The organism is Shinella sp. CPCC 101442 (genome assembly GCF_024704725.1).
Classification (GTDB): domain Bacteria; phylum Pseudomonadota; class Alphaproteobacteria; order Rhizobiales; family Rhizobiaceae; genus Shinella.
In genome coordinates this window covers 64,731-90,297 of sequence record NZ_JALIQS010000007.1, presented here as the reverse complement: position 1 = coordinate 90,297, position 25,567 = coordinate 64,731, and the positions used below count along the sequence as shown (strand labels likewise).

Annotated in this window: 17 protein-coding genes; 6 read left to right on the top strand and 11 right to left on the bottom strand. The window is 61.8% G+C overall.

Features of this window, described 5'->3' with window-relative positions:
- Window positions 1-71 precede the first annotated feature (71 nt).
- From MUO32_RS22785 to MUO32_RS22760, 6 genes are all read right to left on the bottom strand, one after another.
- Complete coding sequence (locus MUO32_RS22785; protein ID WP_257950672.1) at window positions 72-1,601, bottom strand: caspase family protein; 1,530 nt, start codon at window positions 1,599-1,601, stop codon at window positions 72-74.
- Window positions 1,601-3,169: a caspase family protein gene (locus tag MUO32_RS22780; protein ID WP_257950671.1), complete on the bottom strand. Its 1,569-nt coding sequence runs from the start codon at window positions 3,167-3,169 to the stop codon at window positions 1,601-1,603. Before MUO32_RS22780 ends, MUO32_RS22785 begins: the two co-directional genes overlap by 1 nt.
- The gene (locus tag MUO32_RS22775) at window positions 3,166-4,044 is read right to left on the bottom strand and encodes an OmpA family protein (protein ID WP_257950670.1); all 879 of its coding nucleotides are present in this window, start codon (window positions 4,042-4,044) and stop codon (window positions 3,166-3,168) included. The genes MUO32_RS22780 and MUO32_RS22775 overlap by 4 nt, the downstream gene beginning before the upstream one ends.
- Before the next feature lie 184 nt (window positions 4,045-4,228).
- Complete coding sequence (locus tag MUO32_RS22770; RefSeq protein WP_257950669.1) at window positions 4,229-7,465, bottom strand: c-type cytochrome; 3,237 nt, start codon at window positions 7,463-7,465, stop codon at window positions 4,229-4,231.
- 119 nt (window positions 7,466-7,584) lie between these two features.
- On the bottom strand, window positions 7,585-8,844 hold the full coding sequence (locus MUO32_RS22765; protein WP_257950668.1) for a ferric reductase-like transmembrane domain-containing protein: 1,260 nt from the start codon (window positions 8,842-8,844) through the stop codon (window positions 7,585-7,587).
- A 234-nt stretch (window positions 8,845-9,078) separates the two neighbouring features.
- The gene (locus MUO32_RS22760) at window positions 9,079-9,237 is read right to left on the bottom strand and encodes a hypothetical protein (RefSeq protein WP_257950667.1); all 159 of its coding nucleotides are present in this window, start codon (window positions 9,235-9,237) and stop codon (window positions 9,079-9,081) included.
- Between the two features lie 232 nt (window positions 9,238-9,469).
- Between MUO32_RS22760 and MUO32_RS22755 the strand changes: the two genes are divergently transcribed.
- Together MUO32_RS22755 and lexA are read left to right on the top strand one after the other, a co-directional pair.
- Window positions 9,470-11,386 carry a M10 family metallopeptidase gene (locus MUO32_RS22755; RefSeq protein WP_257950666.1) on the top strand — a complete coding sequence of 639 codons (1,917 nt, stop codon included), beginning with the start codon at window positions 9,470-9,472 and terminating at the stop codon, window positions 11,384-11,386.
- Window positions 11,387-11,691: 305 nt separating this feature from the next.
- Window positions 11,692-12,420: a transcriptional repressor LexA gene (gene lexA, locus MUO32_RS22750; RefSeq protein WP_257950665.1), complete on the top strand. Its 729-nt coding sequence runs from the start codon at window positions 11,692-11,694 to the stop codon at window positions 12,418-12,420.
- A gap of 112 nt (window positions 12,421-12,532) precedes the next feature.
- Here the strand turns inward: lexA and MUO32_RS22745 are convergent, their stop codons facing one another.
- Window positions 12,533-15,070, bottom strand: coding sequence for a ComEC/Rec2 family competence protein (locus MUO32_RS22745; RefSeq protein ID WP_257950664.1), 2,538 nt, complete (start codon window positions 15,068-15,070; stop codon window positions 12,533-12,535).
- 305 nt (window positions 15,071-15,375) lie between these two features.
- Here MUO32_RS22745 and gltA point away from each other — a divergent pair, with 305 nt between their 5' ends.
- Entirely contained in the window at window positions 15,376-16,665 is a 1,290-nt protein-coding gene (gltA, locus tag MUO32_RS22740; RefSeq protein WP_257950663.1) for a citrate synthase, read from the top strand.
- A gap of 66 nt (window positions 16,666-16,731) precedes the next feature.
- On the opposite strand, the gene MUO32_RS22735 is transcribed toward gltA, so the two are convergent.
- From MUO32_RS22735 to tpiA, 3 genes are all read right to left on the bottom strand, one after another.
- Window positions 16,732-18,360, bottom strand: a complete 1,629-nt coding sequence (locus MUO32_RS22735; protein WP_257950662.1) for a CTP synthase — start codon at window positions 18,358-18,360, stop codon at window positions 16,732-16,734.
- Between the two features lie 145 nt (window positions 18,361-18,505).
- Entirely contained in the window at window positions 18,506-19,012 is a 507-nt protein-coding gene (secG, locus tag MUO32_RS22730; protein WP_257950661.1) for a preprotein translocase subunit SecG, read from the bottom strand.
- 129 nt (window positions 19,013-19,141) lie between these two features.
- Window positions 19,142-19,912: a triose-phosphate isomerase gene (gene tpiA / locus MUO32_RS22725; protein ID WP_257950660.1), complete on the bottom strand. Its 771-nt coding sequence runs from the start codon at window positions 19,910-19,912 to the stop codon at window positions 19,142-19,144.
- 157 nt (window positions 19,913-20,069) lie between these two features.
- Between tpiA and MUO32_RS22720 the strand changes: the two genes are divergently transcribed.
- Together MUO32_RS22720 and MUO32_RS22715 are read left to right on the top strand one after the other, a co-directional pair.
- Window positions 20,070-21,647 (top strand): caspase family protein, encoded by a 1,578-nt coding sequence (locus tag MUO32_RS22720; protein WP_257950659.1) that lies wholly within the window; start codon window positions 20,070-20,072, stop codon window positions 21,645-21,647.
- A 29-nt stretch (window positions 21,648-21,676) separates the two neighbouring features.
- Window positions 21,677-22,285 carry a hypothetical protein gene (locus tag MUO32_RS22715; protein WP_257950658.1) on the top strand — a complete coding sequence of 203 codons (609 nt, stop codon included), beginning with the start codon at window positions 21,677-21,679 and terminating at the stop codon, window positions 22,283-22,285.
- A gap of 4 nt (window positions 22,286-22,289) precedes the next feature.
- Here the strand turns inward: MUO32_RS22715 and MUO32_RS22710 are convergent, their stop codons facing one another.
- Window positions 22,290-23,174, bottom strand: coding sequence for an alpha/beta hydrolase (locus MUO32_RS22710; protein ID WP_257950657.1), 885 nt, complete (start codon window positions 23,172-23,174; stop codon window positions 22,290-22,292).
- 296 nt (window positions 23,175-23,470) lie between these two features.
- On the opposite strand from MUO32_RS22710, the gene parE reads away from it, so the two are divergent.
- Window positions 23,471-25,534 carry a DNA topoisomerase IV subunit B gene (gene parE, locus MUO32_RS22705; protein ID WP_257950656.1) on the top strand — a complete coding sequence of 688 codons (2,064 nt, stop codon included), beginning with the start codon at window positions 23,471-23,473 and terminating at the stop codon, window positions 25,532-25,534.
- The last annotated feature ends 33 nt before the right edge of the window (window positions 25,535-25,567 follow it).

Genomic DNA, 25,567 nt, shown 5'->3' with positions numbered 1-25,567 from the left:
GTAGAAAAACAGCTTTTGTCGTGACCTGGCGGCTGCCGGGCCCTGTTGTCGAAAGCGCGCAGCCGCCTTGCTCAATAAACCGTGTATTTCAGCAGCCCCAGCGACCAGTTCACGCTGCGATTTTCCATATCACGCGTCCAGGTTTGCTTCAGCGTCCCGGCGATGTCGGCGATGGTGGTGCGGGCGTCGAGTTCCTTCTGCAGGCCGTAGTCGTTGGGCGCGACCTTGGTCAGGTCGATATCGTCGGCGACGACGATGGCGACGAGAACATTTTCACTCGGTCCGTCGGCTTCAAAATCGAAGCCGTAATAGTCATCCGGAATCGTGAGCGGAGTGTTGGCGGTGAGCGGAGTGATCTTTTTCGCCGCCTCGTTCGGGAATATCTGCGTCGCCTTGCCGTCCTTGTCGACGTCGTAGAGGATGAGGTGCCCACCGGTGCTGCTTGCCACCGTGATGCGGAAGGGGTCGCCGGTTTTCAGGTGGTCGGAAGAGAGCGAGACTTGCACATCGCCGGTCTGCGGCTTGCCGAGGATATCGCTGACCGCATCCACCGGATCCGCCGCGACATAGGCCGTCTGCTGGGTGTTCTCGACCTTGACCTGCTCGACCTTGCCGTAGTCCGTACTCTGCTGCTGCGTGTCGCCGCTGGTCGTGTCGCCCGCTGCCGGAGTCACGGCGGCGGCACCGAGCAGCGCGTAGTTCACCTCGAGCTGCGGATCGAGGCCCTGGCATTGGGTCTGGCCGGCGCAATAGGCCTGTGATTGCTTCTTCACATATTCCAGAAGCTCGGCATTCGAGACGATGCCGTTACCGTTGCTGTCGGCAGCGGAAATCTCGTGGCCGTTGACATAGGAGAGCGTGAAGACGCCGTGGCGCTCTTCCGGCGGCAGGCGCGTGTCGTCCCAGGCGACCTGGTAGGACGAGGCGGCACTCCAGGCTTCCACGCCGTTCTGCTTGACGATCTCGGGCTTGTCCACCACAGCGACATCGATGCGCAGACCGCGCATTTTCACCGCCTCCACCGGCTTGGCGAACGGCCGAGGCAGGAAGCGCGCGCTCTCCATCACATCGGCCACCTTGGTGGAAAGAGAACGCGAGATGGTGCCGGAGTGGCAGGCATCGACGACGATGGAGACGGCGCGGCCCTTCAACTGTTCGAGCATCGCGTCGATTTCGTCGTCGAGAATGACATTCGTCCAGTCACCGTCGCCGGCAGCGATATCATAGGTCGAAAGCGCCTCGTCGAGGCCGTCCTCTTCATCGCCACTGGCATCCTTCACCTGCAAACCGTGGCCGGAGAAGTAGAAATAGACCCGATCACCCGGCTGTGTGCCCTTGATCAGCCATTCGTCGATGCTGGCGAGAATGGCGGCGCGGCTCGCATCCTTGTCGAGCAGCACGCGGATCGAATCGGCCGCATAGCCCTGCTTTTCCTTCAGGAGTTTCTCGATGAGAGGGACGTCGTTCTTCGGCCCTTCGAGGAACATCTTTTCAGGCAGCGACGCATAGGTGCCGATGCCGACGAGGAGCGCCCGGTCGGCGGCCTCGACCGCGGAAAACAGGGAGAGGGAAAGGAGCAGTGCTGCGGCGTAACGGATCATCAGAGCGTTTCCCGCGTATAGAGAGGTTGGATGGCCACGCTCGCCTCCTTGCCATCGAGCCGCGTCGAGAGCGCCTGCAACAAGGCGGCGGCCGTCACGTTCTTGTCGGAAAGCACGGCGCCGATGGCGTCGACCGGCTCGCCGGTCCAGATCGTGATGAGGTGGTCGGCACCGAAGGGTTTGACGATCTCGACATCCGTCAGCTTGAATTCCGAGCTGTTCGTGCCCGCGGCCTGCATGTCGAGGAACTGCACCTCGCCGGTATTGGCAAGGTTGAAGACCAGCATGTTCGGATACCGGCCGGGCGGTGCGTCGAAACGCAGGCGCTGGCCGGCGGCATAGATATCCTTCACCGGCGTCAGCGAGACGGTGCCGGGATTCTGGCTTGCCATCGCTTTGAGGAAATCGAGCAGCACGTATTTATCGACGACCGACTGGATACGCTCCGGGCCGACATTTTCCGCCGCGACATCGCCGTTGGGCGTATAGAAGGTGCCGGCCGCCACATCCCACCGGAAGGGCGTACCAGCGCCGTCAGCACTGTTCGGCCGATCGGCTTGGCCGTCGATCTGCAGGGCGATATTGCCCGTCCAGCCAAGGTCCCGGACGGTCTTTATGGTTTTCGGCGTCGTGCCGGCGTCATTCGTCGTTGTCGTGGTGTCACCGGTGGCGACCGGAATGCCGCGTGTCAGCGTCACGACGACCTCGCTCTCCGAGCGGGCCACCTGTGGCATGAAGTTCGGCACCTGCAACGCCTCGGAACGGTTCTTCACATTGCTGAAGATATAGTCTTCAAGCTCGATGCGCGTGATGATGCCGTTGCCGTCGCGGTCGGCGCTGCCTTCCACGGCGCGGGCAAAGCTCCAGCTGAGCGCGCCGCGCGGCTCGCCGTCGATGATGACCTCCGGCGTCGGCTGGCTTTCCAGCGAGGCGGCAAGCACCGTCACCTGCTTGAAATTGATCTCCTTGAGGTCCGCGCCAGACAGCGCTTCCTGCGAAGGTGGTGCGAGTTTGACCGTCACGGCGGGCGCCAGCCGCGACTTTCCCTTGATCGAACGGCTCATGCCGCCGGAAAAGCAGCTGTCGGACACGAAGAGCACATGCACGCCCTTGCCTTCGGCTTCCGCAAACCAGGCATTCATCTCATTGTCGACGATGATCTCCCTCGACGTTTCCTCGTAGCGGTTGCGGTCGAAACCCGGCAACTGGAGGAACTCGTCGAGCCCGTCGGCTTCGTCGCCCTCGATAAGCTCCGGCATCTGTGCACCGTGGCCGGCATAGGTGAAGATGATCGTATCGCCGGAAGCCGCTTCGGCCACCATGTCCGTCCAGGCCTTGCGAATATCGTCCTTGCGGGCCTCCGCATTGGTGAACTTCCTCGCCTTGAAGCCGGCGGCATTCATCGACCTATAGACATCCTCGGCATCGCGCACGGCGCCGTCAAGACTGACATCGTTCGGGTACTGATCCACGCCCACGACGAGCGCATAGGTTTGCGCCGCGAGGGCAGGCAGCGGAAAAGCGGCCGAGAGCGTAAGCGCCAGCAGACGGGGCAGCAGCGTTCTCATTGCACGTCCACCTCCACGCGGCGGTTCAGCTGGTTCAGGGTGTCCGTGTCATAGGCGCTGGCATCGTCCGGCTTGAAGGGCTCGTCTTCACCCTTGCCGATCGTCGTGACCGTGCCCGCATAGCCGGCATCGTAGAGATAGGTCTTCAGCGTATCGGCGCGGGCGAGCGACAGCTTGTAGTTTGCATATGTCGAGCCGACCGGGTCGGTATGGCCGATCAGCTTGATCGCGGCGGGTTTGACCGCCCTCAGGCATTCCGCCAGGTCTTTTGCGGCCTCGACACCTTCGGGCGTGAAATCGGCCGTGCCGAAGACATAGCGCACCGGTGTCGACTTCTTCTTGATCTTCACACCGCGGAAGGAGATCTTGCAGCCGCCGCGCATGGCGAGCTTGACGGGACGAGGTGCCGCAAGGCGCATTTCGCCGGCAAGCCGATCCAGGCGAAGGATATATTGCTCGTCGGGCGCCATCCAGTCCGGTGTCAGCGTCGTGTTGGAGCCGTCCTCCAGGGCGATCTGGTAGAGCTTGGCCGCTTCCTCATAGTCCTTGCGCTCGCGGGCGAGATCGCCCAACGCATCGAAGACCTGCCAGGGACCGCCGAACTTCTTCTGGAGCATTTCAAGATCCGCCTGATGGTCGGCAAGCCTGCCGCCATTTCCAACCGCGGTGGCAATGCGGTTGAAGGTGGTGAGCGCGGCCACACGGCCGACCAGCGTGCGCTCGTCGGCGCTGCAATTGGCGGTGCCCGCGGCTTCGGCGAAGGATTGGGCCTTCTGCTCGTCACCCGCATTGAACGCCTCGATGACACCGGTAAAGGCGTCGCAAGCCGCGGCGGCCGGTGCCGCGCCAGCCAATACGAAGAGCGTCGCCGCCAAGGCCGTCCCAGCGAGAGAGCAAAGCTTTTTTGCGCCGGAAGCCGCACCAAAACAAACGGATGGAGCGCTTTCGCGTTTCAAGGAAAAGCGGAAATGCTCCAGAGATCGCATCAGCATTGTCGGTCCAGCCCTCGTATACTCTTGAAACGAACAGGCAGGGGACCGCAGGCCCCTGCCCCTGTTGTCACTTGATTTCGAACGTCACCATCTGGAGACCGCTCGCGCCATTGTCCTGCTCGGCCTGTCTGGCGAGGTCGACCGCCAGACCGCGTGTCGGCGGCAGCTTGGAGGATGCCACCAGCTGCTTGGCCTTTTCCGCCGTCATCTTCTGGTCGCCGAGCCCGCCGATGCGGCAAAGGGCGATCATCGTTTCACCGGGCGACGGCGAATCGAAGGTCAGGTTACCAGAACCCGGCTGCGGAATAAGGCGGCTTTCGCCGGCATTCAGCATCGTGTTGCCGATCATCACGTCCGGGATGATTTCGACATTGCCGGTGTCTTCGACATACATCACCTGCAGTTCGCAGCTGTGGTTCGTACTGAGCTCGAAACTGAGGTAGTCGCCGACCTTTGCACTGGTCGTCGGCACGCGCAGCGCCAGCTTCACCTTATCTGCTTGCGCCTTGTCTTCCTGCTTATAGGCGGGCGCGACATAGGCCGTGTCGGTATTGGTCTGGGTGGCATGCTGGTCCGTATTCGCCACCTGACCCTGCGACGATTGCACGGCAGCGGCGTCCGCGTTGACGCCGCGCTTCAACGGGTCAAGCTGTACGAGCGGCTGCAACATGAAGGCATATTGTTCCTCCACCTCGGTGCGCGGGATCGTGGCGCCGGCTTCCAGTGTCGCAACCCAGTCGAGGCCGATGCGCAGGGCATTGACGTCGGTAAGGCGACGGATGTCGGACGAAAACTCTTCCGGCGTCATGTCGAACTCGGCCGCCAGCTGCTCGAAATTCAACTCGTCCTCATACTGGTCGGCGAAGTAGGTGAAGATCTCAGCGCCGCCGGGCGCTTTCAGGCCCGTCTTGCCGCCGCCGGCCGTCGCTTCCGTGATGCCGAGGCGATCGAGTGCGCCGACGAAACGGTCGGTGTCGCGCTTGTAGACCTCGTTCAGTTCCTCCTGCGGCACGTAGACGGCGAGCAGCTCGTCCTGCTGATCCTTGGAGAACAGCGTGGATGTTTCGATATGCTCGCGCAGCTGGTCCCGCTTGGAGAGAATGCCGTCGAAATGGCAATCGAAGCAGGAGCGTGCGTTGATGATCTCGACCCCCTTGCCGATCGGCCGCTTGCGGAAGGAGACGATCGCCGTCGGGCCGATGTCGAGCTGGTCGCCCTTGTTGGTCGACAGGTAGTAGCCCTGCATGCCGTTCGGAAGCGAGAAGATCATTTCACCGCCGTCGTGTTCGAAGGGTTCCAGGCCGGCCTTCAGCTTGACACCATCGGGACCTGCGGGAAAGCGCTTCAGGACCTGGCGGCCAAGGTCGCCTGCAAAGTCATAGGACTTCCAGTAGTAGCCGCCGAAGGGCATGTCGTGCCGTTCGAGCATGCGGTTGTGATCGGAAACGCCGGAGGAACCATCGGCGAAACCGGCGCGCACGATGCGGCGGCGTTCGATGTTCTGGTTGACGTTCACCCCGAAGCGCGTCTCCAACTCGATGATATTGGTCGGCAGCTTCATGAGGCGGTTATAGACCTTCGGCCGGGCGCCGTTGCTCATGAACCAGTCGACACGCATGATCGGAAGCTGGCTCTGCGTCGCCTTGGCAAGGGCGTGCAACTGAGCATTGCTTGCCGGCTCGACGCCATAGAAATACTCGTTGATCAGGAAGTCGTAGTCTTCCTGGCTCCATTCGAGGTCGCGCAGATCGACACGAACGAGCAGGCCGTCGGAGCCTTCCACTTCCTCGGGAAGGACGAGTTCCGGCCCATAGGACAGCGAGTTCAAGAGCTTCTTGAAACCACCGGCGAGGACCTTCATGCGCTTCAGGAAGGTTTCGTGCGTCTCGCAACTCATCATGCCGTTATATTGGTCGCGATAGCTGAAATAACGCATGAAGGGCTGGTCGTGCTCGTCGACCTTGGAGACGTCCTGCAGCGCGAGTTCGACAAAATCGAGATATTTCAGCATCGGGCGTGAGCGCTTCACCTTGGTGGCTGAAACCGCTGTCGGAATCTCCGCCTGGTTGAGCGAGTTGATCCAGTCCGCAAGGCCTTGCACCTCTGCGTCGGCCGGGCGCTTGCCGAGCGGCATGCGGCCGCTGGTGACACTGGTGTAGAGCAGCGACTTGGAGGCATCTCCGGGGGTCACGAAGGCCGGGTTTGCGGCAATCGAGGCAAGGTCTCCCGACGGGAAGGAGCCCTGCGAGCTCTCACCCGGGCCATGGCAGTTGCGGCAATATTTGCCGATGAAGGCATCGGCTGCGGAGGCAAGCTCGGCATTGCCGCCGCCGACGTTCAGCGCGCTTTCGGCAGTCGCCTCGCTGCAGACCGGCGCCGTGCTGGTCTCGACCGGGATCACCTTCACTTCACGGTCGGAAAGGAACGCGTACATGGCCTGCTTGTCCTCGTCCGACAGAGCGGAAAGGCCCTGTGCGATGCGACGCATGACAGGATCGGAGAGCGGAGAACCGGAGAGCTTCTTGCTCTCTTCGATCAGGCCCTTGGTAAAGACTTCATGTGAAGCAAGGCCGGCCATGCGTGCCTTGGTAATATCGGGCGCCACCGCGCCGGTCAGGCCCTTCTCGCCCTCATAGGCACGGGCAAGATCGAGGCCGTAGGTCGTGGTGCGCGGGGTGTGGCAATCGCCGCAGCCACCAACATTTTCCACGAGGTAGCGGCCGCGCTCCATCTGCGTTTCCTCGCGCGGCTGATAGGCCTGCACGGTGAAATGGCTGCGCTTCCAGAGCGTGATCGTCGTCTGGCGGCTGAAGGGGAAGGCGATCTCGTGTTCCTTCGACGCGGCATCCGTCTGCGGCAGCGTCTCGATATAGGCTTTGATATCAAGCACGTCCTCCGGCTTCATGCCGCCATAGGACGTGTAGGGCATGACCGGGTAGAGGTTGTCGCCGTCCTTCTTGAGACCCACCATCACGGCATTCAGGAAGTCCGCATTGGACCAGCCGCCGATGCCGTTCGGATGGGCCGAAATGTTCGGCGCGAAGAATTTGCCGATCGCCGTCTGCATTTCCATGCCGCCGGACAGCAGTTCCATGTTGTCGCCCGAGCCATGACAGGCGCCACAGCCGGCCGCGCCGAACAGGATCTTGCCGTTGTCCGCATTCGCCTGGTAGGTGCCGTAGGCATCGGCTGCGAACTGGTCGATTGCGAACGCGCCGGCGGGACAGAACACCGCCATGGTCAGACCGAGCGCCGCTGCAAAGCGGGAAACCGGTCGCAGAAGTGATGTCTTGAACACGCGCATGGCTTGTTCCCTTCGCTCCAAGAGGCCGGTAGACCGGCTGTAAATTCCAAGCATTCCCGCTTTTCTTAGAAACGCGAAGACGCCCGATTTCATTCACGCAATTCTATGCAGGGCCTGCTCTAGCGAAATTCGAAACGCTCGAACTCCACGCGCTGCGGCGCCTTGCCGAGCTCCCTCAGTCCCTTTTCGATGGCCAGCCGCAAAGGCGGCGGACCACAAAACCACAGGTCGGCTTCGGCCGGGTTCATGCTGGTACCCGCGACAAGCTTCGAGGCATCGAAACGCCCATCGGTCGTCGAGTTGTGCAGAACGAAGCTGAAATTCCCAAGTTTTTCCGCCTGGGTGCGAAACGTGTCGAGGCCGATCGCCTCGGCGCTGTCGCGCACGCAGTAGACCATGTGGATGTCCTGCCCCTCGTCGCCCTTCAGCCGGCTCGCCATGGCGAGGAACGGCGTGACGCCGATGCCGCCGGCAAGCCAGATCTGCTTCTTGCCGCCGCGCTTGTGATTGAAATGGCCATAGCCGCCTTCAAGCGTCAGCGCATCGCCGACCGCCACGCCCTCACGCAACGCTTTCGTGTAGTCGCCGAGCGGCTTGATTGCGAAGCGAACCGAACCATCGTCCTCGATACCGGCAATGGTAAAGGGATGCGGCTCGCGCAGGCCCGGCTTGTTGACCCGGAAGAAACCGAACTGGCCGGGCATCGCCCTGAGCTTGCGGTTGATCGGCCGCGCCGAAATGATGGTCGCGCCATCGTGCCGCTCGACATTCACCACCTCGTAGCGGCGTGTGCGCAGCCACGGCAGCAGCTGCGTATAGGCATAGCTCACGATGCCGATCAGAGCGAAAATGTTGAGATAGGTCGCCAGAAACGCCGTGCCGTCATAGGGCCGCTTGATGAACATCTGATGGAAGGCGACAAGCACGAAGAGCAGGCCGATGAAGCGGTGCGTGATACGCCAGTATTGGTAAGGAACCTGAAAGCGCGTCTTCGGAATGACCTTCACAAGGCTCAAGACGAGCAGGAAGACGAAACCGTAGAACGCCCACTCCCCCATCGTCTTGGCGAGCTGATTGAGACCGCTCGTCACCGAAAGGCCCTGGAAATCCGGCGCAACGAAATAATGGAAGAGGATAAGACAGAGGACGGCAATGCCGATCTTGCGGTGGAATTGATAGATGCGGTCGAGCCCGCCGAAAAGCCTTTCGACGAAGGGCGGGCGCGTTGCCATGAATTGCGCGATCCCCATGGCGACGAAGGCCATGGACGAGGCCATCAGCGAAAAAGTCGTGCCCGCATTGGTATGGCTGACGGCCGGCACGGCCAGAAGGCCAGCAAAGACGATCAGAAGTGTCGCGACGATGGAACCCGCAGTCAACGTGTGCCCCCAAATGCAAACTGGACGGTCCGAATTTCAGGGCATGCTGGCAAGGCCCATGATGTTCGTCAACCGCAATCCTCCTATCGACGGGTCGGCTGACGGCTTTATTCGGGTGCTTTTGGGAGAGGATGTGAAGAAGGCGCCGAAAACCGCGCAGGCGTGCTAAAATAACAATAGAATAAAAGACATACGAGAGGATTACACACATCTTCCCGTTGTGCCGGATGATGTTCAGTCGTTCAAACGCTTCATTTCCTCCTTTGCCTTTGCCGCAAGCGGGTGATCTGGATGCCTTGCAATGAAAAGCTCCAATGCCTCTCGCGTTCCCCGGCCTTTGAGCGTTTCATACTCGGATTCGATAGCCTTTTCCGGATCGCCTGGCTTCTGCATGACCACTCTCACAACTGTCTGTCGATGTGCGGATGCATCCCTGGCGTTCAACACGGAGCCGGAGAAGTTCGGACTGTATGCGGCAGACAATGCAAAATAAACTGCGAATAGCATAGCGATCCCGCGCGTCTTAGAGGTGGTTGCCGTGATAGTGTATTGGTACTGAGGCATTTTTTGGGAAGCCGCTCTCTTTGCGTCACCAGTGGCGCCCAGCCAAAATCCGGAGGGAAACATGTCGGGTTCAGCAACGACTACAAAAAACATCAATGCTACGGGTTCAATCTTTGTCGATTCACTCCTTGTCGGAAAGGGCTGGAGCGCGTCCACGGTTACATACGCCTTCCCCACAGTGGTAACCGATTACAGCTATTCGAAATACAATAGCGGCTTCAGCACTATTTCCTACGCGCAAAAGAACACCGCCCTCTTCGCAATGGAAACGTCCTTCGGTGGGAAAGCAAACGATGGTTTTTCTGTTGAAGGATTTACAAATCTAAACTTCACCGTGGGAAATTCGACCAACGCAACATTTCGCTTTGCGCAGTCCAGCGTGCCAGGCACGGCGGAAGTTGCCGATTTTCCCGGCAATGTCATCAATAGCGATAGTGCCGACGACGGCGATATCTGGTTCGGAACTGCCGATGCGGGCACGATCTATGATCTGCGCAAACCGGTGGCCGGTAACTACGCCTGGCACACGCTGATCCACGAGCTAGGGCATGCTCTGGGCCTCAAGCATGCGCAGGAGGATCTCGTCTACGGCAAAATGCCCGATGCTACCAACAGCATCGAATTCACGGTCATGAGCTATCGGACCTATATCGGCGACACAAACGGTTACTACTCCTATGAAGAATTCGGTGCGCCGCAGACATTTATGATGGCCGATATCGCGGCTCTCCAGCACATGTACGGCGCCGACTACTCCACCAATTCCGGCGCCACCGTCTACAAATGGACACCGGGCAGCGGCGATACGCTCGTCAATGGCGAACTCGCCATCGCCCCTGGTGAAAATCGCATTTTCGCGACGCTCTGGGACGGAGGCGGCAATGATACCTACGATCTCAGCGCCTATACAAACGGTGTCAAAATCGATCTCCGCCCAGGGGAACACTCCGTCTTTGACGCCGCACAGCTCGCCTATCTCAGCGGTGGACCAAATGGCGGTTTCGCGCGTGGTAACATTTTCAACGCGCTGCTCTTCAAGGGCGATCTTCGCTCGCTCATCGAAAACGCAACGGGCGGCAGCGGCAACGACACGATCCGTGGTAACCAGGCTGTCAACAGCATCTCCGGCAATAACGGCGCAGATGCACTTTTCGGCCTTGATGGCAACGATACCCTTAACGGGGGCGCGGGTGCAGATCAGCTCGACGGGGGCAATGGCAACGACACGTTGCTCGGGGGGGCGGCGGCGGACACCTTGATCGGTGGCGCCGGCACGGATACCGCGTCGTATTCAAATGCCACGAAGGGTGTAGTCGCCAATCTTGCCACACCCTCCAGCAATACCAACGACGCTGCGGCCGACACCTATTCGTCCATTGAGAACCTCACGGGTACCAACTTCGTGGACAGACTGGTCGGTAGTACCGGAGATAACAATCTCAGGGGCGGTGACGGCGCGGATACCCTTGATGGCGGAACAGGAAACGATACGCTGAATGGCGGTACAGGCGGCGACACACTGATCGGTGGTTTCGGCACCGACACGGCGAACTATTCGCTGGCGACGATAGGTGTAACGGCAAGCCTGGCAAATGCCGGCGTCAATACCAACGAGGCGAGCGGTGACACGTATTCCTCGATTGAAAACCTTTTCGGCAGCGCCTTTGGCGACAAACTGATAGGCAATGCAGGCTTGAACAGGATTGCCGGTTACACAGGCAACGACACGCTGACCGGCGGGAGTGCCGGCGACATCTTCGTTTTTGCAAGCGGCTACGGACGCGACACGATCACCGACTTCCAGAACAATGTCGATGACATCGATCTCCAGTCCTATAATTTTTCGTCAGCGAGCTCCGTTCTCAGCAAGGCCGTGCAGGTGGGCGCCGATCTCGAAATCCGCCTGTCCAGCGTGGACGTCCTCATCCTGAAGCAGTTCACCAAAGCCAGCCTGGATGCGACCGACCTCATTCTTTGAGTGCCGGGATAGAAGAGCGATTGAGGCCGGCGGCCGGCCTCGGTCTTGTGCAAAACGTGAAGCCAAACCAGAGGAATCGTTTTTTCACCGAGCGATGCACTGGAAAATGATTTATCGCGTGAATGGAAAAATCTGCTGTTCGACGGCGAAGGCAGCAATTTTTGCTGCCGATCGTTACTCTGTGACCGGTAGGTTCGGCAATCACATGTCCAACGCGTCGATTACTTCAGAAGCCACTTGCAGAACACATATGGAACATATAGTGTCCGTTCTGGATTTGTTTCACGATTCTCGGTGGAGAGACCATGCTGACGCGCAAACAACAGGAACTGCTCCTGTTCATTCACGAGCGTATGAAGGAATCCGGTATTCCGCCGTCTTTCGACGAAATGAAGGATGCGCTTGATCTCGCCTCCAAATCCGGCATCCATCGCCTTATCACGGCCCTGGAAGAGCGCGGCTTCATCCGCCGTTTGCCGAACCGGGCGCGTGCCCTGGAGGTCATCAAGCTTCCTGAAGCCTATTCGCCGAGCCTGCAACCGCGCCGGGGCTTCTCGCCCGCCGTCATCGAAGGCAGCCGAGGCAAGCAGCCGCTCCCCTCAACGCCCCCGCAACGTGTCACCACGCCGCAAGCGGACATCATGTCTTCCTCCGTATCCGTGCCCGTCATGGGCCGAATCGCGGCCGGCGTGCCGATTTCGGCCATTCAGAACAACACGCACGATATCACCGTTCCGGCCGAAATGATCGGCAGCGGCGACCACTATGCGCTGGAGGTCAAGGGCGACTCGATGATCGAGGCCGGCATTTTCGACGGCGACACCGTCATCATCCGCAATACCAGCACCGCCAGCCCCGGCGAAATCGTCGTCGCACTCGTCGACGATGAAGAAGCCACGCTGAAACGCTTCCGCCGAAAAGGCGCCTCCATCGCGCTGGAAGCAGCAAACCCTGCCTATGAGACGCGTATCTTCGGACCGGACCGCGTGAAGATCCAGGGCAAGCTGGTTGGCCTTATCCGCCGCTACCACTGATTACCGAGGGGACATGGTTGCCTCTTGGGTCTTTTTTGCCGCCCCGGGGCTGCACTTGGGACGAACGAATATCCAAAGCGGAGAATTTGGATTTGATTGCCGCGATAGATGATCAATTCAGGGATTGCGGCGAATGGGCGGTTTCGCCTGCGTCCCCGGCCCGGCCTTGGCGTCCTTCGCTGGCACGCTCTCGTTCGGCCTCGTTCTCCGCATAGGTGCCTGTCCGCCAGTCATAGAGACGGTGCCGGGACCAGGGTCGGTCCAGCGTGTCAATGGCCGGGGTGATGCTGGCCTGGAGACGGTTTGTTGCGGCCCCGTCTGCACCGGGCCTGATTTCCAAAGCGCCGGTTCGTCGAAGATGACGAGCCGTCACGAGCCTTGCGCCGGAACGGCAGGTCGCGATCCGAAGCGGCACCTGCGTGACGACAAGGTCTGCGGCATCGCAGGCAATGCCGAGGAACGCGACATCCTCAAGCGTGACGATGCGCCAGCCGCTCGGTGAAACAGCAGCGCAGAAAGCCTTTGCCTCGCAGATGAAACCGGCCTGTCGTGTTGCCGCGTCGAGCGCGGACGACATTGCCGCATTGGCCTTTTCCCGGTTCGCCCGACGCCGCGGCGGTTTCCGCTTTTCTGCGTTTTCGACAACCGCTCCGCCCTCTTCAAGTGTCAGTCCAGTGGTCTTTCTCATATCCGGCTTGACGTGCTCGCCCAGCCGTAAAGCTCTTCGCCATTGTGCGTAGACGAAATCCGGCGGGCGGACGCGGTTCGTCGCAACGCGCCCGTCGCGCAACACGGCGACGAGGCGGCCGTCCTCGGAAATCAGAACCTCGGGGCCGACGGGATCGCCCGGCCAGAATGCGATGGCGGTGCCGAGCAGCACGAGCAACGTGCCGGCGTGGCGAAGGCGTGTTCGCAGGATGCAGACAAGCCCGCCGCCCAGGCCGATGAGCAGGAAGGCCACGGCGGGGATACGGCCGGTGACGATCTCGCCGTTCCAGCTTGCGACCCAGGCCGACAGCGCGATCATCCACTCGATCCCCTTGCCCATGATGGCGAAGGGGATGGCATCGAGCCCGAAAGGCATCAGCAGCACGGCGGCAAGGCCGAAAGGCATGACGACGGCGCTGATGACGGGCATGGAGAGCAAGTTGCCTGCCAACCCATAGGCCGGAATCCGGTTGAAATGGCCCACCGAATAAATAAGCGTCGAAAAGCCGCCGATCAGCGAGGAAAGCGTCAATCCGCCAAGGAAACGGCCAGCGGAACCGCCAAGGCCACGGATCGCCCCTCCCCGGCCCTCGTGCCGCACGGGGCGCTCGCGCCAGGCCGCATAGCCGGCGACGAGCCCGAGCGTCGCGGCATAGGACATCTGGAATCCAGGATTGGTGATGGCCGACGGCGTGACCAGCAGGATGAGGACTGCCGATATGGCGACGTTGCGCAGGCTGATCGCCGCGCGGCCGAACAGGACGGCGACGAGCATGACGCAGATCATGATCCACGAACGCACCGCCGAAATCGCCCCACCCGAAACCAGAATATAAAGCGTCACCATGACCAGAGCCCCGGCGGCGGCGATTTTCTTCGCCGGATAGTGCTCGACAAAGCCGGGGATCAGCGCCATCAGCATACGTGCGCCAACGAGAAAGGTGCCGGCTGCCAACACCATGTTCAACCCCGAAATGGCCAGCACATGCGCCAGCCCCGCCTGCCGCATCGCCTCCACGGTCTCCTCGCTGATCGCGCGCTGCTCGGCGGTCACCAGAGCGGCCGCTATCGCTCCGGCATCGCCATCGATCCTGCCGCGTATATGCTCGGTCAGGTTGTTTCTCCAGGTCGCAATTTCCTGCCGGATTCGCTCCTCCAGACCAGCCGCCGCCGTCTCCACCCTTTCCGGCGCCTTGTAGAAATATCCAACCGCTCCGTTGCCGGCAAAGTAGGCATCGAACGCAAAATCGTTGAGGCCGGCCAGCGCTGGGCCTGACGGTGGACTAAGCCGCGCGCGACCAGCAATACCGCCGCCGATCGGGATCGGCTCGTGCCGGCTGCGGGCAAGGACGGTCACCACGCGCGGCGCGCGCTTCAAGACGGGCTCGCGTGTAGCCTCCAATACTATGCGGTAGCGGATTGCGCCGCGCTCATCGCTTTCGCGCGCGAGCACGCGGCCTGTGATCTGGGTGGTCACGGGAGCGTCGAGCAGGACGGTGTCGAGCCGTGCGGTCTCGATACCCGCGAGAAGCATGCCGACGGGCACGAGAAACGCGCCGCCTGCGGCCAGCGCCAGCCAATCCTCCCGGTGCCGCAAACGCCAGGCAGGCCAGAACGTCGCGCAGGCGACGAGAACAAGCGCAAAGACAGACGGATCGGACGCAGCCGCAAACCAGAGCGCCGCCCCCACGCCAAGGAAGACCGGCACGAAAAGGAAGAAGTGGCCATGCTGGCGTTCGGCCGCCCAGGCGGCCGCCGTGTCTTGCCGGGGGATGAAAGCGTGCCGCAGCCGCCCCGCAAGCCGGCGCAGAACGGCAAGTGGCGCGCCACGCTTTGGCGGATCGTCGGGAGCCGTCGCCGGCAGTCGCGCGTCAGACGGCGTCCGCCAGGCTTCGGCCTCGCGCACCGCGTTGCGTCTCTCCGCTTCGTCCACCCCGGCCATGGTTCCGGCCCCGCTTCACGCCACCATAGTGCAATTCAGGAGGAAAATCTTCAATCAAAAGTAGGCGCGAAAAATACTAAGCGAGACAGAAAGGATGCCACCTCCGCATTATGGCGAGCACTCTCAAAGGTTGCTTGCAACTTCGCGCAAACGGTAGATATTGCGTTGCCGGAAAGCCTATTTCCGCAGTGCACAATTTGCCTTTGGTATCGCTTGGCAGGGCGCCGTAAATGGGCTAGCAAAACGAGCATGTTCATGGGTGCGGCACAACTGCGTGCCACCATTCGAAACAACGGAGGATCGTCATGACAGGAACTAGCGCGGGTGTATCGATCGGTGACAAGACAGTCGAACTGCCGACGCGATCCGGGACGATCGGCCCCGATGTGATCGACATCGGTACGCTCTACAAGAATACCGGTGCCTTCACCTACGACCCCGGCTTCACGTCCACCGCCTCATGCGAATCGAAGATCACCTATATCGATGGCGATGAAGGCGTACTGCTGCACCGCGGCTACCCCATCGACCAGCTGGCCGAGCATGGAGACTTCCTGGAAGTCTGCTACCTGTTGTTGTACGGCGAACTGCCCACCAAGGCGCAGAAGGACGACTTCGATCATCGCGTGACGCACCACACCATGGTGCATGAGCAGATGAGCCGTTTCTTCACCGGCTTCCGTCGCGACGCCCATCCGATGGCGGTCATGTGCGGTTGCGTCGGCGCACTCTCGGCCTTCTACCACGACTCGACCGATATCACCGATCCGCACCAGCGCATGGTCGCTTCGCTGCGCATGATCGCCAAGATGCCGACGATCGCCGCGATGGCCTACAAGTACCATATCGGCCAGCCCTTCGTTTATCCGAAGAACGACCTCGACTATGCGTCGAACTTCCTGCGCATGTGTTTTGCCGTGCCCTGCGAAGACTACGTGGTGAACCCGGTCCTGGCCCGCGCGATGGACCGCATCTTCATCCTGCACGCCGACCACGAGCAGAACGCCTCGACCTCGACCGTGCGCCTCGCCGGCTCGTCGGGCGCCAACCCGTTCGCCTGCATCGCGGCCGGCATCGCTTGCCTCTGGGGTCCTGCCCATGGCGGCGCCAACGAGGCGGCGCTCAACATGCTCGCCGAAATCGGTTCGGTCGATCGTATTCCGGAATATGTCGCCAAGGCCAAGGACAAGAACGACCCGTTCCGCCTGATGGGTTTTGGCCATCGCGTCTACAAGAACTACGACCCACGCGCCAAGATCATGCAGAAGACGACGCACGAGGTTCTCAACGAACTCGGCATCAAGGACGACCCGATGCTGGAAGTCGCGATGGAACTCGAGCGCATCGCGCTGACGGACGAGTATTTCATCGAGAAGAAGCTTTATCCGAACATCGACTTCTACTCCGGCATCACGCTGAAGGCGCTGGGCTTCCCCACGACCATGTTCACCGTGCTCTTCGCGCTCGCCCGCACCGTCGGCTGGATCGCCCAGTGGAACGAGATGATCGAGGATCCGGAACAGCGCATCGGCCGTCCGCGCCAGCTCTATATCGGCGAACCGAAGCGCGATTACATGCCGGTTTCCAAGCGTTAAGCGCAAAGAACCCGAAAAGAAAAAGCCCGGCATCGCTGCCGGGCTTTTTTTTCAGGAAGGAAATGGTCAGACGAGGCGGCTCTGTTCCAGGGCCGCTTCGACGAAGCTTGCGAAGAGCGGGTGCGGGTCGAGCGGGCGGCTCTTCAGTTCCGGGTGGTACTGAACGCCGATGAACCACGGATGATCCGGATACTCGACGGTCTCCGGCAGAACGCCGTCCGGCGACATGCCGGAGAAGACGAGGCCGCAGTTTTCGAGCTTCTGCTTGTAGTCGACATTGACTTCGTAGCGGTGGCGGTGGCGTTCGGAAATGTCCGTCGTGCCGTAGATGTCGGCGATCTTCGTGCCGCCCTTCAGGGCCGCACGATAGGCGCCAAGCCGCATCGTGCCGCCGAGATTACCGGAGGCGGAACGCTTCTCGAGCTCGTTGCCCTTCACCCACTCCGTCATCAGGCCGACCACCGGCTCGGCCGTCTTGCCGAATTCGGTGGACGAGGCCTTCTCGATGCCGGCGAGGTTGCGGGCAGCCTCGACGACCGCCATCTGCATGCCGAAACAAATGCCGAAATACGGCACCTTGCGCTCGCGGGCAAAGCGCGCCGCATTGATCTTGCCTTCCGAGCCGCGCTCGCCGAAACCGCCGGGAACGAGGATGCCATGCACCTTTTCGAGATACGGCGCCGGATCCTCCTTCTCGAAGACCTCCGACTCGATCCATTCCAGCTTGACCTTGACGTGGTTGGCGATGCCACCGTGGTAGAGCGCCTCGATCAGCGACTTGTAGGCATCCTTGAGGCCAGTGTACTTGCCGACGATCGCGATCGTCACCTCGCCTTCCGGCGTCTTGATGCGATCGGAAACCGTCTGCCAGGCTTCGAGGCGCGGCTTCGGCGCCGGCTCGATGCCGAAGGCGGCCAGCACTTCGTCGTCGAGGCCTTCCTTGTGGTAGGCAAGCGGCACGTCGTAGATCGATGCGACGTCGAGCGCCTGGATGACGGCGGTCGCACGCACGTTGCAGAACAGCGAGAGCTTCTTGCGCTCGGCTTCCGGGATTTCCCGGTCGGCGCGCACCAGCAGGATATCCGGGTGGATGCCCATCGCCTGCAGTTCCTTGACGGAATGCTGAGTCGGCTTGGTCTTGAGTTCGCCGGCTGCCGGAATGTAGGGCATCAACGTCAGGTGGACATAGACCGCAGTGCCGCGCGGCAGGTCGTTGCCGAGCTGACGGATCGCTTCCATGAAGGGCATGGCCTCGATGTCGCCGACGGTGCCGCCGATCTCGCAGATCACAAAGTCGTAGTCGTCATTGCCTTCGGTGACGAAGTTCTTGATCTCGTTGGTCACGTGCGGAATGACCTGAACGGTCGCGCCGAGATAGTCGCCGCGGCGTTCCTTGTCGATGATGTTCTTGTAGATGCGACCGGTGGTGATGTTGTCGGTCTTGGTGGCCGAGCGGCCGGTGAAGCGCTCGTAGTGGCCGAGGTCGAGGTCGGTTTCCGCGCCGTCGTCGGTGACGAACACTTCGCCGTGCTGCGTCGGGCTCATGGTGCCCGGATCGACATTAAGATAGGGGTCCAGCTTCCGGAGGCGGACGCGGTAACCGCGGGCCTGAAGGAGAGCTCCGAGTGCAGCGGCGGCAATGCCTTTTCCGAGGGAAGAAACCACGCCGCCTGTGATGAATACATATCGCGCCATGGGAGTCACCGGATACCTTTTCAAAATCGATTGCGCTACCGAAAAATCACCTTGAGCGTGATTTCGGAAGTTGCAATCGGCGTTTTACACAGAAGAAGGCCGGTTGGTGTGACCCAACCGGCCGATTTGTTTTTTCTTTTGCGGCTTATTGGCCGCTCGGGACGCCGGCGTTGCCGCCCGTGCCCGTCGTCGCGCCACCCGTCGTACCGGTCCCCGTCGTCGTGGTGCCGGTGCCGGTTGCAGCGCCGCCTTCGGTCGGAACGGCATCGGTGCCGGTCGTCGCGGGCGTCTGGTTGGTGGTGTTCGAGTTGGTCTCGGTACCCTGGTTCTGCTGGCTGCCTTCAGCCGGCTTCTCCGCACCGCCAAGCGCGTCGAGAACGCCGCCCGTGCCGGTCGTGCCGGGGATGCGGTCGAGAATGTCGGTCGGCTGCGATTCCCAGCGGGCGATGATGCCCATGCCGAGTGCCAGCACGAAGAACAGCGTCGCGAGGATTGCCGTGGTGCGCGTCAGGGCATTGGCCGTGCCGCGCGCCGACATGAAGCCGGAGCCGCCGCCGATGCCGAGGCCGCCGCCTTCCGAGCGCTGGATCAGCACGACGCCAATGAGCGCGACGACGACCATGAGATAGATGACGAGCAAGATGGTCTGCATGTTTAAGGATCCCGGCCAGACGGCCCAAAATTCAGGTTTGCGGCTCAATATACCAAGCCGTGCGCCATTCCAAGCCCTAGCCGACAATCCACCCGCCCTTTTCGGGCAGGCGGACGATCAGCGCGTGGTTCAGGCCGTCAGCGCTTCGTATGCGCGGAAGATGGCGAGGAAGTCGTCGGATTTCAAGCTCGCGCCGCCGATCAGCGCGCCATCGACATTGGCGACGCCCATCAACTCCCTGGCATTGCCCGGCTTGACCGAGCCGCCGTAGAGAATGCGCATTTTTGCGCCTTCACCGGCAAAACGGGCCTTGAGCTCCGCACGCATGAAGGCATGCGCCTCTTCCACATCGTCAGCCGTCGGCGTCAGGCCGGTGCCGATCGCCCAGACGGGCTCATAGGCGATGACCGTGTTTTCCGCCGTCGCGCCGTCCGGCACGGAGCCGTCGAGCTGCGTCTTCAGCACCTCCAGCGTCTTGCCGGCCTTGCGCTCGTCTCCGGTCTCGCCGATGCAGATGATGGCGACGAGGTCGTTTTCGAAGGCGATCTCCGCCTTGGCGCGCACCAGCGCATCGTTTTCCTTGTGGTCGGTGCGGCGCTCGGAATGGCCGACGATGACGTGGGTGCCGAAGCAGTCGGCGATCATTTCGGCCGAGACATCGCCGGTATGGGCGCCGGATGCCTTTTCATGGCAATCCTGCGCGCCGATCTGCAGCGGGCTGTCGGTGCAGAGCGCGGTCGCCACGTAAAGCAGCGTCGCCGGCGGGCAGATCAGCGTCTCGACCTTGTCGGAAAGCGGTCCCATGACGCCTTCGGCCATCGCCTTGATCTGGTCGAGCGATGCGCGCGTGCCGTTCATCTTCCAGTTTCCGGCAACAAGTGGGGTTACGTCCGGTGTCATGAGGCCTCCCTATCCCTGAACTTTTCTCGGCTTGCGGCGTAGCAAATCGAAGCCCCCAAGAAAAGCCGGCATGTGACCGCGCGAATCCGAATATTCATGGGATCTGATCCGTGACAGCTGATACCGCGATCTGCGTGTGAGGAAGGCGAAGGGGCATATGCTTCCCTCGAGACTGGGCATCTTCCTTATCCTGACGGTGCTGCTTTCGGCCGGCAGCGCCGCCGCGCAGGATTCGGCCTCTGCCGGCGGCCAGACGCGCGGCCTGATGGGCATCAAGACGGAGGTGGAAAAGATCACCGCCGGCGATACGCTGACGGTGCCCGCCGCATCGTTCAAGCGCATGGCGCTTGTTGTCGGCATGTCCGCCTATACGTCAATCTCGCCTTTGAAGAATACCGCCTCCGACGCGCGCGCCGTTGCCGACATGCTGCAGCGCCTTGGCTTCACGGTGGATCTTGCTATCGACATCCCCCTCATCCAGATGCGGGAGACCGTCGACGCCTTCTCGCGCAAGGTGGAGACTGCGGATATCGCCCTCGTCTACTACGCCGGCCATGGTGTGGAGGCCGCGGGTGAAAACTATCTCGTGCCCGTCGATATCAAGGTCGACGACCCAGCCACGATCCCGGCGCAGGCCATTAGCCTCACGTCCGTCCTGCGCAGCGTCGAGCGGGCGCGAAAACTGCGCATCGTCATTCTCGATTCCTGCCGCAACAACCCCTTCCCCGCGCTTGCCGGCGCGATCGCGGCCGACGGCGCAAAGCTCAGCGGTGACGGACTTGTGGCACCCGATCCTTCGCAGGGCATGTTGGTGATCTATGCGGCCGAGGGTGGCAAGGTGGCGCTCGATGGCGATGGCGAGCACAGTCCGTTCGCCACTGCCATCCTCGAAAGCCTGCCCCGGCCGAATGTCGAGATCGGCCTGGTCTTCCGCCAGGTGCGCGACCGCGTGATGTCGCTCACCGCCAACCGCCAGCAGCCGCACTTTTACGGCTCCCTGTCCGGCGCACCCTATTTCCTTGCCGGCGGGGATGCCGCCGTCGCCGATATGGCAGACAAGGCCTCGCAATGGCAGGCACTGAAACCCGAGCAGGAAGTGCAACTCGCCGCCCTTGCCGAAGAGGGCAATACGCGCGCCCTGCTCGGCCTTGCCTACATGGCACTGACGCCCGATAGGGAGAAATTCCAGCCGGAGAAAGCCCTCGCGTTCTTCCGCAAGGCCGCCGATGCCGGCGACGCGGAGGCAATGTTCGAACTCGGCAAGCTCCACGAAAAGGGGATCGGCACGGCACAGAACGTGCCGGAAGCGATCAAATTCTACCAGCGCGCCGCCGATCTCGGCTTCGCCGATGCGATCAACGACCTCGGCTTCCTCTATTACCAGGGGGCTGAAGGCTTGCCGCGCGATCCGAAGAAGGCCGTCGGGCTTTTCATCCGCGCCGCGGACCTGCGCCATCCCCAAGCGATGTTCAACGTCGCGGCCCTCATCGATGACGGGCTGGTGCCGGGCAAGACCCCGCAGGACGCAGCCAGCTATCTCTACCAGGCATTACGCTCTGGCGTCGACGACGTTCTCCAGCAGCTCTCGACGCGGCCGACCATGTTCAAACCTGAAACGCGCCGGGCGCTTCAGGCCGAACTCAGCCGCAACAAGTTCTACAAGGGCACCATCGACGGCGATATCGGCGCTGGCACCCAGCGCAGCATGCGCATCGCCTTCGGCCAGACGGAATAGTCAAACGGGACAGGAAAGAGGAGGAAGGCATGATCAAGTCGGCTCATCTGCGTTCGATCCATGCGGCGTTGCTCGCGGGTGCGCTCGCCCTTGCCGTCGTGCCCGATGTCCGGGGGCAGACAAGTCCCGGGAATGGCGACAGCTCGAACGGAGACATCGGCAGCAGCGCCGTTTCTGCTACCGTTGCTGTGCCGACGGACTATCTCACATCCTCAATCGTAAAAAATATCAACGGCGCGCGCGCCGAATGCGGCAGCTACGATCCAGCCTATCGCATCGATTGCCTGCGCCAGCGCTTGGCGGATATCGCCCAGCGCATTCCTGCGGGGCCAGCCTATTCCGAGGCACGCCAGATCATCAGCCGCGCCTCCAGCAAGCTTGGTCGCATCCAGGCCGGCATCGTCGACCGGAAAGCGCCGCAACAGCGCTCAAGAGCCAATCCCCGGCTCCGGCAGACGAAGATTTATGCCGCTGCAAAGCGCGAAAAGCTGGGCAAGGCGATGGCACAAGCGCGGCAGGTGATCGAGGAAGCAGAAACGCAATTGCTGCGCGCCGTCCAGAATTCGGACAAACGCGCCGGCCATTACCAGCAGATCGCCGCCGCACTCGATTCGACGAAGGTGCTTTTGCGCTCGTAATATCCTATTGAGCAAAGAGCCAGTTGAGCGTTTCCCGCCAGTCGGTCATGCGCACCGGCGTGCCGTGCCCCCCCGTCTGGAACAGCACGAAGCGGGCGGGCACACCGGCCTTGCGCAGCTTGCGAAAGACCGCGATCTGGTCGTTCGCCGAATAGACGCTGTCGCTGTCGCCATGGGTGAAGAAAACCGGCAGCTTCGCCTTGAAGGCCGGTGTCTTGGCATAATCGCCATCCGCCGCCCCGCCCATCAGCACCATGCCCGAGAGGCTTTCGACGGCCGCCGTATCGCGCGCCACACGCGCGCAGATGAAGCTGCCCATGGAGGCGCAGGCAAGGATGACCGGCGCATCCGGCGACAGCGCCTTGGCGCGTAGAATGAGGCCCGAAATGCGCGCAGCACCCGCATCGTCGAAGGACGGCACGCTCGGGGCGTAGTAGACGCCGCCGCCGCGCACGGTGAGGTTCTTCAGCCGATTGAAATTGCCCCCGAAACTCCAGTCGTTGCTGCCAAGCCGCCGGTCGCCGCCACGGCCATGGACGAAGATGACCGTGAAGGCGGCCCCCTCACCCTTGCCGATCATCGTCACGTCGATCGGCCCGGCCGGCGTATCGACCGTCATGTTCTGCTGCGCCTTCTTCACGCCCGTCGAGACGTAGCTGGATTTCGCCCGGCGTTCCGGCACCTGATCGCGCCCGTTGATGTCGCGCAGTTCCTGGTAATCGACGACGCTCAGCGCACCGTCATCCGTCGTTTCGACCACCGTGCCATAGGCGAAAAGCTCATCCTTCCACGGCTGGAGCGTTAGAGCTGCCGCATCCTGAACGGTCAGGCCGGCGAAGAGAGCGGCGAAAACCAGCCGTTTCAGGCAATGAACTGTGGACTGACGCATGAACGGACGCTCCTTCGGGCTGGCGATACTTGCCATCCACCCGCCTGCAACGCAATCCTTGCGCAACGGTTGGCGCGGCTTGACGACCGACAGACACGGGGGCGCCGCAGTGAAGCGGCATGAACGATACAGGACGACCGTCCGGCGCAAGCCTGACATTGCCGTGCTGCCATCGCGAAATTCCCCGGAATCTGGCAGAGTTGCAAGTGATTCGCCGACCATCCCTTTTGCGCCGAACGTCGATCCCTGCGGATCGACGGGAAAAACCGGCAAACGGAACAAACTCTGAACAGCCCATGCAAGACGACAGCAACGACCTCTTCGCCAAAATACCCTCCGAGCCCGAGCGCCAGCCGGCCAAGCCGGTTGAAAAGCCCGTTGCCGCCGCCGAACCGGCCCGCGAGCCGCGCCAGCCGTTGAGCGAAGGCTCGGGTGGCTACGACGCGTCCGCGATCCGTGTTCTGGAAGGCCTCGAGCCGGTGCGCATGCGTCCCGGCATGTATATCGGCGGTACGGACGAGAAGGCCCTGCACCATCTCTTCGCCGAAGTCATCGACAACTCGATGGACGAGGCCGTGGCCGGCCACGCCAATTTCATCGACGTCAATCTCGACGCCGAGGGTTTTTTGACCGTTACGGACAATGGTCGCGGCATACCGGTGGAAAACCATCCCCAGATGCCGGGCAAATCCACCCTCGAGGTCATCCTCACCGTGCTGCATGCCGGCGGCAAGTTCGACGGCAAGGCCTATGAGACCTCGGGCGGTCTGCACGGCGTCGGCGTGTCCGTCGTCAACGCGCTCTCCGACGAGCTGGAAGTCGAGGTCGCGCGCAACAAGAAACTCTATCGCCAGCGCTTTTCGCGCGGCAAGCCGGTCGGCGGCCTCGAAGAACTCGGCGACGTTCACAATCGTCGCGGCACGAAGGTGCGTTTCCATCCGGACCCGGAAATTTTCGGCGCCCATGCGCGTTTCGATCCCGGCCGTGTCTTCCGCATGGCCCGCTCCAAGGCCTACCTGTTCGGCGGCGTCGAAATCCGTTGGAGCTGCGACCCGTCGCTGTTGCCCGAGGGCTCGGAAACACCGGAAAAGGCCGTGTTCCACTTCCCCGGCGGCCTGAAGGACTACCTGCAGGCGACGCTCGGCAAGGACTACACCGTCACCCGCGAGATTTTTGCGGGCAAGAGCGAAAAGTCCGGCGGCCACGGTTCGCTGGAATGGGCCGTTACCTGGTACGGCGGCGATTCGCTGATCCATTCCTATTGCAACACCATTCCGACGGCCGATGGCGGCACGCACGAGGCTGGCCTGCGCATCGCGCTCACCAAGGGCCTCAAGGCCTATGCCGAACTGACGCAGAACAAACGCGCCGCCGCCATCACCACCGACGACGTGATGATCTCGGCGGTCGGCATGCTCTCGGTCTTCATCCGCGAACCGGAATTCGTCGGCCAGACGAAGGACAAGCTCGCCAGCGTCGAGGCCCAGCGCATCGTCGAAAACGCTTTGCGCGATCCCTTCGACCACTATCTCGCCGACAATCCGGGCGAAGCCGCCAAGCTTCTCGAATGGGTGATCGAGCGTGCGGAAGAGCGCATGCGCCGCCGCAAGGAGAAGGAAGTCAGCCGCAAGACCGCCGTACGCAAGCTGCGCCTGCCGGGCAAGCTTGCCGACTGCTCGCAGAATTCCGCCGAGGGCGCCGAACTCTTCATCGTGGAAGGCGATTCGGCCGGCGGCTCGGCCAAGCAGGCGCGCAATCGCGCCAACCAGGCCATTCTGCCGCTGCGTGGAAAAATCCTCAACGTCGCCAGCGCCGGCCGTGAAAAGCTCAGCGCCAACCAGCAGATTTCCGATCTCGTGCAGGCACTCGGCTGCGGCACGCGCACGAAATACCGCGAAGAGGACCTTCGCTACGAGCGCGTCGTGGTCATGACGGATGCCGACGTCGATGGCGCCCACATTGCATCATTGCTCATCACCTTCTTCTACCAGGAGATGCCCGACCTCATCCGCGGCGGCCATCTCTATCTCGCCGTCCCGCCGCTCTATCGCCTCAGCCAGGGCGGCAAGACGCTCTATGCGCGCGATGACGAACACCGTGAGGAACTCATGCGCACCGAGTTCAACAGTCGCGGCAAGGTGGAAATCGGCCGTTTCAAAGGTCTCGGCGAGATGCTGCCGGCGCAGTTGAAGGAAACGACGATGGACCCGAAGAAGCGCACGCTTCTGAAGGTCGCCATCGACGATGTCGATTTCGAAGGCACGCGCACTGCCGTGGACGACCTCATGGGGACCAAGCCGGAAGCCCGCTTCCGCTTCATCCAGGACCGCGCGGTCTTTGCCGACAACCTGGATATCTGACGGGGTTGCGGCCGAGCTGAACGCCTTATTTTC